At 27.0% G+C, this 15,028-nt stretch carries 14 protein-coding genes; 13 read left to right on the forward strand and 1 reads right to left on the reverse strand.

Annotation, left to right across the window (positions count from 1 at the left end; all coding sequences use genetic code 11):
- The 9 genes from ACMX2D_RS01570 to ACMX2D_RS01610 all read left to right on the forward strand — a co-directional run bounded on the left by ACMX2D_RS01570 (window position 1) and on the right by ACMX2D_RS01610 (window position 10,125).
- Window positions 1-2,682: a cation-translocating P-type ATPase gene (locus tag ACMX2D_RS01570; protein ID WP_414972459.1), complete on the forward strand. Its 2,682-nt coding sequence runs from the start codon at window positions 1-3 to the stop codon at window positions 2,680-2,682.
- Window positions 2,683-3,042: 360 nt separating this feature from the next.
- Window positions 3,043-4,713, forward strand: a complete 1,671-nt coding sequence (locus tag ACMX2D_RS01575) for a formate--tetrahydrofolate ligase (RefSeq protein ID WP_009447831.1) — start codon at window positions 3,043-3,045, stop codon at window positions 4,711-4,713.
- A 16-nt stretch (window positions 4,714-4,729) separates the two neighbouring features.
- Window positions 4,730-5,368 (forward strand): cyclodeaminase/cyclohydrolase family protein, encoded by a 639-nt coding sequence (locus ACMX2D_RS01580; RefSeq protein WP_414972460.1) that lies wholly within the window; start codon window positions 4,730-4,732, stop codon window positions 5,366-5,368.
- Window positions 5,369-5,378: 10 nt separating this feature from the next.
- Window positions 5,379-6,230 (forward strand): bifunctional 5,10-methylenetetrahydrofolate dehydrogenase/5,10-methenyltetrahydrofolate cyclohydrolase, encoded by an 852-nt coding sequence (locus ACMX2D_RS01585; RefSeq protein ID WP_414970848.1) that lies wholly within the window; start codon window positions 5,379-5,381, stop codon window positions 6,228-6,230.
- A gap of 1 nt (window position 6,231) precedes the next feature.
- Window positions 6,232-7,509: a bifunctional folylpolyglutamate synthase/dihydrofolate synthase gene (locus tag ACMX2D_RS01590; RefSeq protein WP_414972461.1), complete on the forward strand. Its 1,278-nt coding sequence runs from the start codon at window positions 6,232-6,234 to the stop codon at window positions 7,507-7,509.
- Entirely contained in the window at window positions 7,509-8,051 is a 543-nt protein-coding gene (locus ACMX2D_RS01595) for a 5-formyltetrahydrofolate cyclo-ligase (protein ID WP_414972463.1), read from the forward strand. Before ACMX2D_RS01590 ends, ACMX2D_RS01595 begins: the two co-directional genes overlap by 1 nt.
- 108 nt (window positions 8,052-8,159) lie before the next feature.
- Window positions 8,160-9,044: a DegV family protein gene (locus tag ACMX2D_RS01600; protein WP_414970845.1), complete on the forward strand. Its 885-nt coding sequence runs from the start codon at window positions 8,160-8,162 to the stop codon at window positions 9,042-9,044.
- A gap of 76 nt (window positions 9,045-9,120) precedes the next feature.
- On the forward strand, window positions 9,121-9,360 hold the full coding sequence (locus ACMX2D_RS01605) for a CidA/LrgA family protein (RefSeq protein ID WP_414972465.1): 240 nt from the start codon (window positions 9,121-9,123) through the stop codon (window positions 9,358-9,360).
- A gap of 75 nt (window positions 9,361-9,435) precedes the next feature.
- Window positions 9,436-10,125 (forward strand): LrgB family protein, encoded by a 690-nt coding sequence (locus ACMX2D_RS01610; RefSeq protein ID WP_414972466.1) that lies wholly within the window; start codon window positions 9,436-9,438, stop codon window positions 10,123-10,125.
- Window positions 10,126-10,245: 120 nt separating this feature from the next.
- Here ACMX2D_RS01610 and ACMX2D_RS01615 read toward each other — a convergent pair whose 3' ends face one another.
- Complete coding sequence (locus ACMX2D_RS01615; protein ID WP_414972468.1) at window positions 10,246-11,457, reverse strand: tRNA(Met) cytidine acetate ligase; 1,212 nt, start codon at window positions 11,455-11,457, stop codon at window positions 10,246-10,248.
- 225 nt (window positions 11,458-11,682) lie between these two features.
- Here ACMX2D_RS01615 and ACMX2D_RS01620 point away from each other — a divergent pair, with 225 nt between their 5' ends.
- The 4 genes from ACMX2D_RS01620 to ACMX2D_RS01635 all read left to right on the forward strand — a co-directional run bounded on the left by ACMX2D_RS01620 (window position 11,683) and on the right by ACMX2D_RS01635 (window position 14,966).
- The gene (locus ACMX2D_RS01620) at window positions 11,683-12,114 is read left to right on the forward strand and encodes a macro domain-containing protein (protein ID WP_414972470.1); all 432 of its coding nucleotides are present in this window, start codon (window positions 11,683-11,685) and stop codon (window positions 12,112-12,114) included.
- Window positions 12,115-12,180: 66 nt separating this feature from the next.
- Window positions 12,181-12,909: a hypothetical protein gene (locus ACMX2D_RS01625; RefSeq protein ID WP_009448227.1), complete on the forward strand. Its 729-nt coding sequence runs from the start codon at window positions 12,181-12,183 to the stop codon at window positions 12,907-12,909.
- Window positions 12,910-12,955: 46 nt separating this feature from the next.
- Window positions 12,956-14,467, forward strand: a complete 1,512-nt coding sequence (gene murJ, locus ACMX2D_RS01630; protein WP_414972472.1) for a murein biosynthesis integral membrane protein MurJ — start codon at window positions 12,956-12,958, stop codon at window positions 14,465-14,467.
- 22 nt (window positions 14,468-14,489) lie between these two features.
- On the forward strand, window positions 14,490-14,966 hold the full coding sequence (locus ACMX2D_RS01635; protein WP_414972474.1) for a hypothetical protein: 477 nt from the start codon (window positions 14,490-14,492) through the stop codon (window positions 14,964-14,966).
- Window positions 14,967-15,028: the final 62 nt, after the last annotated feature.

Here is a 15,028-nt window from a genome sequence, read left to right on the forward strand (position 1 = left end):
ATGTCTTGGTACAACAAAAGTGTTGATGAATGTATCAAAGAGCTTGGAAGTGATGTGAAAAATGGACTTTCAAGCAAAAAAGCCGTTGAGCTTTTAGAAAAAAACGGAAGAAATGAGTTAAAACAAAAAAATAAAAAATCACTTCTTTCAAAAATTATAGACCAATTTAAAGATCCGATGATTTTAATTTTAATTGGTGCTTGTATTATGTCAGCAATTGTAGGTGAAATAACGGATGCTTTTATAATTATTGCAATTGTAATTGTAAATGCTATTCTTTCACTTAATCAAGAGGGAAAAGCTGAAAAGGCAATAGAAGCTTTACAAAAAATGGCAAGCCCTATGGCTAAAGTTTATAGAGATGGAAAATTAGTTCATATTCCTTCTCCAGAACTTGTTGTTGGAGATATTGTTGAGCTTGAAACAGGGGATATTATTCCTGCAGATTTAAGACTGATTGAAAGTTTTATTTTAAAAATTGATGAAGCATCTTTAACCGGAGAATCTGTGCCTGTTGAAAAATTTGCTGATAAGATTTATGATGGTGAAATTGAAATTGGTGATAGAGAAAATATGGCTTATTCATCAACAATTGTTGCTTATGGTAGAGGAATGGGAATAGTAATTTCTACAGGAGAAAATACAGAAATTGGAAAGATTGCAACAACTCTGGATTCTTTTGAAGATGAAGATACTCCACTTCAAAAGAAACTTGCAGGACTTTCAAAGTCTTTAGGCCTTATAACGATAGGAGTTTGCATTGTAGTTTTTATAGTTGGACTTTTATATAAACAAAAATTCTTACTTATGCTTTTAACTGCAATTTCACTTGCCGTTGCAGCAGTTCCTGAAGGATTACCGGCAATAGTTACAATAGTATTATCACTTGGTATGACAAAAATGGTTAAAAAGAATGCAATCGTAAAAAAACTTTTAGCAGTTGAAACATTGGGAACTACAACAGTAATTTGTTCAGATAAAACGGGAACTCTTACTCAAAATGAAATGACTGTTAAAAAAGTTTTCGTAAATAATTTAGTTTATGATGTAGAAGGTACCGGTTATGAACCTGTTGGAGCTGTACTTTTAGATGGAGAAAAAGTTAATGCTGAAGAAATTGAAGATTTCATTTCAATTTCAAAAATTTCTACTCTTGTTAATGATGCAAAACTTATTAAAGACGAAAATATGTATAGAATTGCAGGAGATCCTACAGAGGGAGCATTACTTACTCTTTCAGAAAAAGTTGCTATTTCTAAAGACGATTTAAGTGATAAGCATAAAAGAATTGCGGAAATACCTTTTGATTCTACTAGAAAGATGATGACAACTTTTAATGAAAATTTATTTTCAGCTAATGTTATCTCAGCTACAAAAGGTGCTCCTGATATTGTAATAGATAATTGTAAATATATTTTAATAAACGGAAAAGAAGAAGAATTTACTTTTGAATTAAAAGAAAAAGTTCTTTCTCAAAATAGCGAATTTGCTAAACAAGCTCTTCGTGTATTAGCTTTTGCTTATAGAAAATTTGATTCATTACCTAAAGAGAAGACTTCAGAAAATATTGAAAAAGATATGATTTTTGTAGGACTTATGGGAATGATTGACCCTGCAAGACCTGAAGCAAAAGAAGCTATCAAAGAATGTAAAAAAGCAGGAATAATCCCTATAATGATAACAGGAGATTATTTAGAAACTGCTGTTGCTATAGCTAAAGATTTAGGAATTTTGGATGAACATTCAAAGGCTATTATGGGTCGTGAACTTAACAAAATGACTGAAGAAGAAATTTGTGAAGTTGTAAAAACTACGAGAGTTTTTGCAAGAGTAAGTCCTGAAAACAAAGTGCAAATAGTTAGTGCTTTAAAGAAAAATGGCCATATTGCTGCAATGACAGGGGATGGAGTAAATGATGCACCTGCAATTAAGAGAGCTGATATTGGAGTTTCAATGGGAATTACAGGAACAGATGTTGCAAAAAATACTTCAGATGTAATTTTAACAGATGATAATTTTGCTACAATAGTATCAGCAGTTCATGAAGGACGTATTATTTATTCAAATATTAAAAAGTTTGTTTCTTTCTTATTGTCTTGTAATGTTGGAGAAATTTTGATAGTTTTAATATCTATATTGTTAAATATACCTGTTCCTTTTATACCAATTCAATTACTTTGGTTAAATTTAGTTACAGACAGTTTCCCTGCACTTGCACTTGGAGTTGAAAAAGGTGATGAAGATATTATGGAAGTTCCACCAAGAAATCCAAATGAACCAATTTTAGATAAGGAAATGATTTACAGTATTATTTCTCAATCAATTGCAATTACTGTTGCAACACTTGGAGCATATTTCTATGGAATGCATCATTATCCTAATCATATTGAAGGAGCAAGAACAGTGGCTTTCTTTACACTTATAACGGCAGAACTTTTAAGAAGTTATTCTGTTAGAAGCAGTAGATTTACATTATTCCATATTGGAGTATTTTCAAATAAAACTTTGGTTTACGGAACAACTTTATCTTTCTTTATGATGTTAATAGTTGTATATATACCATTCTTACAACCATATTTTGACACTGTTTCATTAGGAATAAAAGAATTGACAGTTGCAATACCACTTGCATTCTTACCTTTTGTAGTTGCTGAAGTTTCAAAAGTAATAAGAAAAAAATAATTAATAGAAAAAATTTTTTAAACAGTCGAATTGTTTTTTATAATAATTAGGCTGTTTTTTTATATAAATTATTTTTAAAATATAAACTTTTTTATAATATACATTAAATTTACTTATAATTTATTATTATAATTATTGCTATTAAGTACTATAAATCTTTAATTTTACTCAAAATAAGTATAAAAAGCAAAAGTGAAAAATGTTTTATAATTTATTTATAAGGGTATTTTATAGTTTTTTTGAATAGATATAAGATTTTTTTCAATAAAAGATATTGACATATTATTAAATAAATTGTATACTGAATGGGGGAAATAGCGATTCCCTATAAATGTTTTGTTAATAAAAAGGAGGACTTTTATGAAGACAGATGTGCAAATTGCTCAAGAAGCAAAAATGAAACCTATCAGAGAAGTAGCTGATTACTTAGGATTTCCGGAAGAAGCTATAGAACTTTACGGAAATTATAAAGCAAAGTTAAATATACACGAATTAAAAGATTATAATGAAAGACCAAATGGAAAATTAATTTTGGTTACTGCTATTACTCCAACTCCTGCCGGAGAAGGAAAAACAACAACTGTTGTTGGACTTGGTGACGGATTAAATAAAATAGGAAAAAGAACAGCTCTTGCACTTAGAGAACCTTCTTTAGGACCTGTTTTTGGAGTTAAAGGGGGAGCTGCAGGTGGTGGATATGCACAAGTAGTTCCTATGGAAGATATAAACTTACATTTCACAGGAGACTTTAATGCTATTGGAGCAGCAAATAATTTATTAGCTGCAATGTTAGATAACCACATTAATCACGGAAATGAATTGGAAATTGATGCTAGAACTATTACTCTAAAGAGAGTTGTTGATATGAATGATAGACAACTTCGTTTTATTGTTGATGGTTTAAATGGTAAAGCTAATGGGGTTCCAAGAGAAGACGGTTTTGAAATAGTAGTTGCTTCTGAAGTAATGGCTATTTTATGCCTATCAAATGACTTAAAAGATTTAAAAGAAAAATTAGGAAAAATAATTGTTGCATACAATAGAAAAGGTGAGCCTGTAACTGCAAAAGACTTAAATGCTCATGGAGCTATGGCTGCATTATTAAAGGATGCTATTAAACCAAATCTTGTTCAAACATTAGAACATACTCCTGCATTTATCCATGGAGGACCTTTTGCTAATATAGCTCATGGTTGTAATAGTATAATTGCTACAAAATTAGCTTTAAAATATTCAGACTATGTTGTAACTGAAGCAGGCTTCGGAGCTGACTTGGGTGCTGAAAAATTCTTAGATATTAAATGTAGATTTGCTGGTTTAAATCCTAATGCTGTTGTAGTCGTAGCTACTGTAAGAGCATTAAAGATGCATGGCGGACTTGCTAAGACTGAATTAGGAAATGAAGATTTAGTTGCATTGGAAAAAGGACTTCCAAACTTATTAAAGCATGTTGAAAATATGCAAAATCTATTCGGTATTCCTTGTGTTGTTGCAATCAATAAATTCCCATTGGATACTGATGCTGAAATTAAATTAATTGAAACTAAATGTAAAGAATTAGGTGTTAACGTAGTTTTATCAGATGTTTGGGCAAAAGGTGGAGAAGGTGCTGTTGATTTAGCTCATGAAGTTGTAAGACTTGCTGAAAATAACAAACCAATTAATCAAGTTTATGATATTGAAGATTCTTTAGAAGAAAAATTAAATAAAATAGTTCAAAAAGTTTACGGTGGATTAGGAGTAACATTCTCTCCGGGAGTTAAAAAGAAAATTAAAACTATCGAAGAATTAGGATTTAAAAATGTTCCTATTTGTATGGCAAAAACTCAATATTCATTCTCTGATGATAAGAATAAAGTTGGAAGACCTGAAGGATTTAAGGTAAATATTAAAGATATTAAAATTGCAGCTGGTGCAGGATTTGCAGTAGCTTACAGTGGAGATATTATGACTATGCCGGGATTACCAAAGGTTCCTGCTGCAAATAATATTGATATAACAGAAGATGGAAAGATTGTTGGATTATTCTAGTTAATAGGAGGAATTTATGGAACAAAAAATGTGTGATAAAACCATAAATTTATTTATTCAAGAATTATCAGATAAACAACCTGTACCAGGGGGCGGAGGAGCATCCGCCCTTGTAGGTGCTTTGGGAGTTGCTCTATTAAATATGGATGCAACTTATACTACTGGTAATGAAAAATTTAAAGATGTTGAAGAAGAAATTAATGAGCAAATAAAAAAATATAACGAATTAATTACTTCTTTAAAAGAATTAGTTCAAGGAGATGCGGATGCTTTCTATCCACTTTCTCAATGTTATAAGATGCCAAGAAATACTGATGAAGAAAAGAGATTAAAGAGAGAGGCATTAGAAATAAATCTTTATAATGCAGCTATGATTCCTTTACAAATAATGGAAAAATCTTATGAAGCTCTTTGTTTAGTAGACAGACTTATTAGAATTGGGAATAAAAATCTTATTGGAGATGTTGCAACTGGAGCTGTATTTTTAGAATCTGCTCTTAAAGGTGCAAGTTTAAGTGTATTTGCAAATACTTCTTCAATGAAAAATGAAGAAAATATTAAGATAATAAATGAAAAATCCATGAAGTTATTAAAAGACGGAACTGAACTTGCGAATAAGGCATTTGAAGAAATATTTAATAGATTTTTAAAATAAGGAGATTGTTATGACAACAATAATGAAAGGTAAAGAAGTAGCAATAGCTTTAAAAGAAAAAATTAAAGCCGGGGTTGCTGAACTTAAGGAAAAGGGAAAAGTTACTACTTGTGGTTTTATTAGAGTTGGAGATAGAAGTGATTCTATAGGTTATGAAAATGCCGCTATAAAAGTTTTATCTTCATTGGGAATTGAATGTGTTCAATTCCATTATCCGGAAGATATTACTGAAGCTGATTTTATATCAGAACTTGAAAAAATTGGAAATGATGAAAGTGTTGATGGTTTCTTACTTTTAAGACCATTACCTGCTCATATTGACGATGATTTGGTTGGTATGAAAATTAATCCTAAAAAAGATATTGATGGAGTTAGTCCATATAATATTGGAGAAGTTTTCTATCCTAAAGAAGATAGTTTTATTCCTTGTACTGCTGCAGCCGTTATAAAGATGTTAGAATTTTATGATTTAGATTTAACAGGTAAAAATGCAGTTGTATTAGGTCGTAGTAATGTTATCGGAAAGCCTGTTGCAATGTTATTATTAGCAAAAAATGCAACGGTTACTGTATGTCATAGTAGAACTCAAAACTTAAAAGAAGTTTGTAAGAATGCAGATGTTTTGGTTTCAGCTATTGGTAAAGCACATTTCGTTACAAAGGAATTTGTAAAAGAAGGAGCTATTGTAGTTGACGTTGGAACAAATTATGACGAAAACGGAAAGGTAACAGGGGATGTTCATTTTGATGAAGTTTCTGAAATTGCAAGTTATATTAATCCTGTACCGGGTGGTATCGGATCAATAACAACTTCAGTTTTAGCTGAAAAATGTTTAATCGCCGCTAGAAAAAAGGTAAAATAATATGGATTATGAAACTGCGATGATAAAACTCAGAGGAGAGGTTTGCAGTGGAGTTAAATTAGGTTTACAAAATATAAAAATTCTTATGGAGAAGTTAGGAAATCCACAAGATAAATTAAAGATTATTCATATTGCAGGAACCAATGGAAAGGGTTCCTGTACTTCTTTTGTAAACTCTGTTTTAGTTTCACAAGGATATAAAGTTGGTATGTTTACTTCTCCTTCTATTTACAATTTTGAAGAAAGAATTAGAATAAATAACAAAAATATTCCTGAAGATAAGTTAATAGAATTAATGGATGAGGTAAGAGAAATTGCAAACACTCTTGAAGTTTTTCCTGCTGATTTTGAACTTGTAACTGCTTTAGCATTTTTATATTTTTATAGAGAAAAATGTGATTTTGCAATTATGGAAGTAGGATTAGGTGGGAGACTTGATGCTACGAATGTAGTAAATAATCCGCTTATTACTTTAATTACATCTATTAGCTTTGATCATCAACAATTTTTGGGAAATACTATAAAAGAAATAGCGTTGGAAAAAGCGGGAATAATTAAAGATTGTGTTCCTCTAGTTCTATATTCACAAGATAATGATGTTATGGACAGCATTATAGGAGTTGCAAAAAATAAGAATTCTAAAATTATTTTAAATGATTTATCAAAAATTAAAGTATTGGAAAATAATAAATCAGGACAAGTTATAGACTATAAAGAATTTAAGAATTTAAAAATTAATTTACTTGGTTCACATCAAGTTAAGAATGCTACAATTTCTCTTGAATTACTTTTAGAACTTAGAAAAATGGGCTTTGAAATTTCTGATGAAAGTATTTATAATGGATTTTCAACCGTTACTTGGCCTTGTAGATTTGAACTTGTTTCAAAAAATCCTGATTTTATTTTAGATGGTGCCCATAATATTGACGGGATTGAAAAATTCATTTCAAATATGAATTTTTATTACAAAAATAATAGAAAAATTGCTATTTTTGGAGTTTTGGCAGACAAAGATTACAACGAAATGCTTGAAAGAATTATTCCTTGTTTTGATATGTTTTTAACTGTAAGACCGGATTCCGAAAGAGCAATGGAAGCATTGGAATTAAAGGAGAGAATTGAAGCCCTAACTGAAAAAAAGGTTTATAGTTTTGAAAACTATCAAGATGCTATTGATAAAGCATTTGAAATTTCAAATAAAGATGATGTTATTTCAGCATTTGGATCTTTGTATTTTGTGGGAGAGGTTCGTAAACTTTTAGGAGTGAGTGATTATTAATGGATAAAAAAATTTTAAGAAAAGAAATTCAAGAAAAGCTAAAAAATATATCTGATGAAGATAGAAAGAGTTTTGAAGAAATTTTATATAAAAAGTTATTTGAAAACGAAAATTTTAAAAATGCAAAATGTATTGCACTTACAATTCCATTCGGTACAGAAATAAATACTTATCCGATAATTGAAAAATTATTAGAAAATGGAAAAGAAGTCTGTGCTCCAATTTGTGAAAAAGAAAGTAGGAAAATGACTTTTTATAAAATAAATTCTTTAGATGAATTAATTGAAGGATATTATGGTATTAAAACACCTCCTGAAATAGATGAAAACATTGTTGAAAAAGATCAGATTGATTTAATATTAGTTCCAGGAGTTGGATTTGATAAAAATAATTACAGAATAGGTTTCGGTGGGGGATATTACGATAGATATTTAAAGGACTTTAAGGGATATACAATATCTTTGGCATTTAAAGAACAAATTATTGAAAAAGTTCCAACAAATGAATTCGATTTGCCTGTTAATTTAGTAATAACAAATTAAATATTTTTTTGAAAAATAGTTTTATTTTTAAAACTATTTTTTTCTTGCAAAAATATCAAAAATGGTATATTATATAATTCAGGTAAGTTTTTAAAAATGGAGGTAGATATGATAAAGTTATTTTCTGATATGGGAGCAGATATTCCTGTAGAAATTGCAAAAAAATATAAAATCCAGATTTTTAATATGGTTGTTACTGACGGAGAAAATGAATATATTTTAAATTATGATATAGATAAATATAAATTATTTGAAAATATGTCTAAAGGGGTTAATTATAAAACTTCACAGGTGTCATATAAGGATTTCTATGATGCTTTTAAGGACGAAATTTTAGCTAAAAATGAAATTATTTATATTTCTCTATCTTCTGGACTTTCTGGAACTTATAATACAGCTAATATGGTTAAAAATGATTTATTAGATGAATTTCCTGATGCGAAAATTTATATAATAGATAGTTTAGGTGCGAGTTTTGGTTATGGAGCTCTTGCTATTAAGATTTCAAAAATGATTGAAGAAAACGAAAGTATAGAAGAAATTTTAAAATATATTGATTTTTATAAAAAACATATAAATTATATTTTTACTGTTGATGAACTGACATATCTTTATCGGGGTGGTAGATTAAATAAAGCTAAATTTATAATAGGTAATTTATTAAATATCTGTCCTATATTAGATATTGTAAAGGATACAGGGAAGCTAAACTTGTTTGACAAAGTAAGAGGACATAAAGCTTTTAAGAAAAAAATTATAGATATTATAAAGAATAAATCTGAGTTTTTAGATAAACAAACTATTATTATTTTACAAGGTGATTGTGAGGATAAAGCAAATGATTTAAAAGAATTATTGATGGAAGAATTTGATAATAAGGATATATTAATCTCAGGAGTAGATGCAGTTATAGGTTGTCATACAGGTCCTACTGTTTTAGCTATTGTTTTTCTTGATGAATTATATGGAAAGTATGATAAATTTGAAATTTAAGGGTTAGAAATAACCCTTAAATTATTTTAGGAGATGAATTAGTATTAAAAATATTTATGAATTTTTAATTATTTTAATGTTTTTGTTTATTGGAACGATTTTAGAAGTAGTTTTTAAATCTCCGATACCAGCAACTATTTTGTCAATGTTAATTTTGGCTGTATTGCTATATTTTAAAGCAATTCAATTAAAGAAAATAGAAAAAGTTTCAGAGTTTTTACTCGAAAATATTACATTATTTATGACACCATTAGTTATTGGAGTTATAGATAAATTTCACTATTTTAACGGGAAATTTTTACAGATATATTTGTAAGTGTAGTTGTATCTATGATTATTACAGCTTTTGCTACAACTTTTTTTGTAAAAATTTTTGAAAAAGGAGAAAAAAATGGAATTAATAATTAATAGTCCCCTTTTTGGAATATTTTTAACAATTATAACATTTATTATAGGATATGAAATTCAAGTAAAAATGGGATTGAAATTTTTAAGTCCAATGGTTACTTCTTCAGTTTTAATTATCCTAGTTCTTTTATTTTTTAAAATTCCTTATTCTAATTATAAGAAGGGGGCAGATATTTTAACTTTTTTTGTTGCTCCTGCAACTGTAGTTTTAGCAATACCATTATATAAAAATTTAGAAATTATAAAAAAATATTTTCTTCCAATATTGCTTGGCTGTTTAGTTGGGATTGGTATAGGAGCAATTACAGGAATTGTATTATGTAATATTTTCAGAATAAATGAAGAAATTTTGCTTTCTATGTTACCAAAGTCTGTAACATCTGCTATAGGATATGAAATTTCTAAAAAAATAGGGGCAATTATGGAAATTTCTATGGTATTTATAGTTATATGTGGAATTATAGATTATAGTGTAGGAGAACTTATTTTTAAGATTTTTAAAATAGATAATAAAGTCGCAAGGGGCGTTGCACTTGGTTCTTGTAGTCATGTTCTAGGAACTGCAAAAGCAATGGAACTTGGAGAAATTGAAGGTTCTATATCAACTGTTTCGATATCAATTTCGGGAATTTTAGCTGTTATTTTAATACCTTTAATTTTGAAATTTATTTAGAAAAAAAGCTGTTAAAGAGTAAATACTATTACTTAATAACAGCTTTTATTGTGAAATAATAAGTTGAGAAATATTGTAATTTATTGTGTGTATAACTATATAAATCAATTATTAAAATGTTTATATTTGTAAAAAAGATATAAATTCAGTTTCTTTTTTATTATTTGTAAACAGTTTATAAATTTTCCTTGAGTTTTGTTCAATTTCAAATTTGTTTTTTTGAAAATTTGTTAGATTTTGAGCACTTTTATTTGTAGTTACAATTTCTAGATTGGATTTATTTTTTATTTCTTTAATTAATCTTTGTCCATTTTTATTAAATGCTAAAATATTTATATATTCAGGGTCTTTTGAGTAAATTTCCTTTATATCATTATTTATATTTAACAAATAGTTGTAAATAAATCTTTTTATTCTAACTTTTTTATATCTTTTACTTTGTAGTTTTTCTGCTAATTCTTCTATAGAGTTTACTGAATGTATATTTTTCTTAATTAAATTTAAGATTCCATTTTCATAATTTACAATATTTTCAGGATTTATTTGATTTATTAAAATATTGTATTTTAAAATTTCTAAGATTATTTTTTCATTAGGTAAAATATTATTTTTTACTGAATTTTTTAATTCATCAAAAGTATTTTTATCTATAAAGTTTTTTATTTTTTCAAAATTATTATCATAAATCGCCTTTCTTATTGCTGATGCACTTAATTGTTCTTCTGTATTATAATTCTCATCATTATAATTTCTACCTTTTCTTTTTATAGGGAAAGGAGCTATTTTTGATTTTGATAAAATTAAGTTTTTGACATATTCAATTGATAGAATATTATTAGATATAAAAAAATCATCTTCTATTTCTAAAGCCTTATATTTTTTATTTATTTTCATACAAGCGTTTTTATATGCAACAGCATAGCTTTTTCCCAGCTTCATTTCATTATTCAAGATTTCTTCAATTTCATTTTTATATCGAAGCTGAAATTTTGCTATTTCTATTATATTCTCTTTTTTTTCACATTCAAAACCGAAACAAAGGTAGTCAACAATATTTAATTTATTTAGAATAGAAATTCCACCTTTTGCAAAATTTTCAGCACTTTGTAAACTGTAGTAAAAAGGTAGTTCTATTACAAGATCAACACCATTTTTTACTGCAATTTCAGCTCTTTTATATTTGTCTAAAACAGCACATTCTCCACGCTGAACAAAATCTCCGCTCATTATTGCAATTACATAGGTATCTAATTCGTTTTTTAGAGTATCTAACTGATATTTATGTCCTAAATGAAATGGATTATATTCAGCTATTATTCCTGAAATTTTCATATATACTCCTTTTTAAAATTTAAGTAAAATTTTATAATGTATTTTTATGTTAATAAGATTTAATTAATAATTCTCTCCCGTAATTATTATACCATATTGTAATATTATTTATAAATTTATTAATCAGAAAATTATCAATTTAATATACTTGTGATTATTGACTAAATTTTAAAAAAAATATATAATATTTGTACTGTTTTTATTATATGCTTTTGGAGGTTTGTTATGGACATTAGAGTAGTTAGTGAAAGTATTTTTGATATAGAATCTGACTGTATTGTTTATTTTGTTGATAATGCATTTTCAAATGATGATACTATGGAAATTGTCTCTAAAGCAGGTAACAGGCTACTTGATGTTTTTAGCAAAATAAGTTCTTTTGCGACCGGAGAGTTTAAAATTGTTCCTGCATTTAATCTCAAAGCAACTTATGTTGTTATAGGCTCAATCCCACAAAAAATAGAAACTGAAGAAGACGAAAAATTTTTAGAGGAAAATTTTTTGAATATATTAAACGAAATTAATAGTCGTGGGTTTAATACGGTTGCAGTTGATGTAACAAGACTTTCAAATAGTTATAGTTTTAAACATAGTGAAATTTTTAAAAAATTTTTAAGAAATATAAATGAGGATATTGTAGTTTTTATGTGTAAATAGGTTAAAGACTATATTTTTATGTAATTTTTGTGAAATATATTAGATTTTAAGAAGGGGGAGAAAAAAATGAATGCTTTATTAGATAAAGATACTAGAATTGCTTTAGAGTATAATTTTTTGTATTTGAAAGATTCAGTAGCTTTTGATATTTTTGTCTCCTCACTTTCAATAGAACAACGTGGATTTAATGTAAGATTTAGACAGGCGATTTTTAATAAAATTTCAAAAAGTTTAGATGTTTTTTATAAAAACAGATCTGATAAGGAGTATATAAAAAATGCCGTTCAAAAACTTGTTTATGATGATATAAATCGTTTAGAAATAGTGTTGGCGGTTGACTCCTATATTTATGGTAAAAAATCAAATGTTTTTGCTAATGAATTGGAAAATTATTTTTTAGTCAATTATCCTAGTTTAAAAATTAGCAGAAAGCAAAAACTTATAGTTAGAAAATTATCTTCTAAAGATTATAGATTTAGAAACAGACTTATAAATAATGTTATAGATTATTATAATCTAAATAAAAAGTTTGAAGAAAAGACTAATGACTTTTTTGAAAATGTAATAAAAGATTATATTTTTAATCTTAATAATTATATTGTAAAACAATTAAAATTAGAATTTAAAGGTAATAATTATTATGTTTTACAAAAAGAAAAATTCTTAACAAAAAAAGATTTGGAAGAACTTTATAATCATATAAATAAAGTTTTTATGGAACATTTACATAAGACTTCAAGAATATTTATATGGTATGGACTTAATGATAAAGTAACAAGTAGATATAAAAACTAAAGTCAAAAACTTATGTTTTTGACCTTTTTTATGATAGGAGATTTTTATGGGTTATACAGCTTTTTTACTTATGGTTATAAATATTTTATCTAAAATATTTGGATTTTTTAGAGAAATATTATTATCATATTTTTATGGTACAGGTGAAATAGCAACAGCTTTTCAAATTTCACTTTTAGTTCCCTATACAATTTTAGGTTTTGTGATGTCAGGTATTTCAATTAATTTTATTCCAACATATACATCAATAGAAAGAAATAAAGGGAAAAAAGACTCTGAAAAATTTACAAGCAATATTATAAATATAATTTTTTTAATATCAATTTTTGCAACTATTTTAGCTTATATATTTGCAAGACAAATAGTATTTCTTTTTGCTATGGGTTATTCAGGTGAGATTTTTGAATTATCCGTACAATTTACAAGAATTACTATACTTGGAATGTTTGCTCAACTATTAAATTCAATTTTAAAAGGATACTTAAATATAAAAGGAAATTTTTTAATTCCGGGATCAACAGGTTTTTTATATAATATTATAATAATTATATTTTTAATTATTAGTTATAAAATTAATCCGATATTAGCACCAATAGGTGTTGCGGTTGCTACAATTTTTCAGTATATACCATATATTTGGGCAATTAAAAATACTGGATATAAACATAGATTTTTCGTTAATTACAAAGATGAAAATATAAAGAAACTTTTGATTCTAGCACTGCCTATAATTTTTGGTGTTGCTGTAAATCAAATTAATCAACTAATAGATAAAAATTTGGCTTCATTTATATCTGTGAGAGGAATTTCGGTTTTATCATATTCAGTTAAATTGAATGAATTTGTATGGGGGATTTTAGTAGTTTCAATTGTTACTTCTATTTTTCCTACACTTAGTAAATTAGCTATAGAGTCAAAACCAAAGTTTAAAGTACAGATTGCTAAAACTCTTTCCACTATTATATATTTAGTAACTCCAGCATGTATAGGGATATTAATTTTTTCTAAGGAAATAGTAACTTTAATATTTAAAAGAGGAAAATTTGATGAAAATGATGTTATATTAGTATCTGGAGTTTTGTTTTATTATGCGATAGGTCTAATTGGATTAGGAATCAGAGATGTACTGTCAAATGCATTTTATGCATTAAAAATGACTAGAATACCGCTTATAAATTCTGTTGAAATGGTAATTTTAAATGTTATTACATCAATAATACTTTCAAGATTTATGGGACTTAACGGTCTTGCATTAGGCTCAAGTATTGCAACTATTTTTGGTGCTATAAATTTATATTTTAAGCTTGAAAAAAAGATAGGAAAGATAAAAACTAAAGGAATTATAAATAATGGAAAAAAAGTCTTAATATCTGTCTTAGCAATGGCAATTGTATCTAGGTTAATATTTATTGCATTGAATATGAAATTATCATCAAATTTAAGCTTTATAATTGCACTTTTGTTTGCAGGCTTAACTTATGCAATTGTTTCAGTTTTACTTAGAACTAGACAAGCATTGGATATTTTAAAGGTTATTTTTAAAAAATTAAAAATATAAATAAAATATGAAAGGAGAAATTATGAAAAAAGGAAATGTTTTATTTGGAACGATTGGTGCAATAATCGGTAGTTTAGCAGGAGTAGCACTATATGTAGGAGTGGCTATGTTAAGAGTGTTCAGTTCATGGTCAGGATTTGTTGCTCTATATTGTGCAATTTTTATGTATACTTTATTTTCAAGAAAATTAACAAAAATTGGAGTTGTTATATCAATTATTGTTTCTTGTGCATCCATGGTTTTAGCAGAGGTGATTGTAACTTCTATTCATATAGCTAATCGCTATCACTTCCCGTTTTTTGAAGTTTTTAAAAACTTTTTAAAGATATATCCTAAAATAACTAATAAGTTTTCATTTTGGATATATCCGGTTATAGCATGTGCATTTGTTTTAATAGGTGGATTTGGATATTTAGTTGGTAAAAACAAAAATGATGTTGAACTTATAGATAATGACGCAGAAGAAAGTGAAGAAGTTATTGAAGACGATGACTTTTGAGATGATGCTGAAGATGACGTTGAAGATGACAGCGAAGATGTTGTAAAAGAAGATAAATCTAT

The sequence above is a fragment of the Parvimonas oralis genome (genome assembly GCF_047608425.1).
Lineage (GTDB): Bacteria > Bacillota > Clostridia > Tissierellales > Peptoniphilaceae > Parvimonas.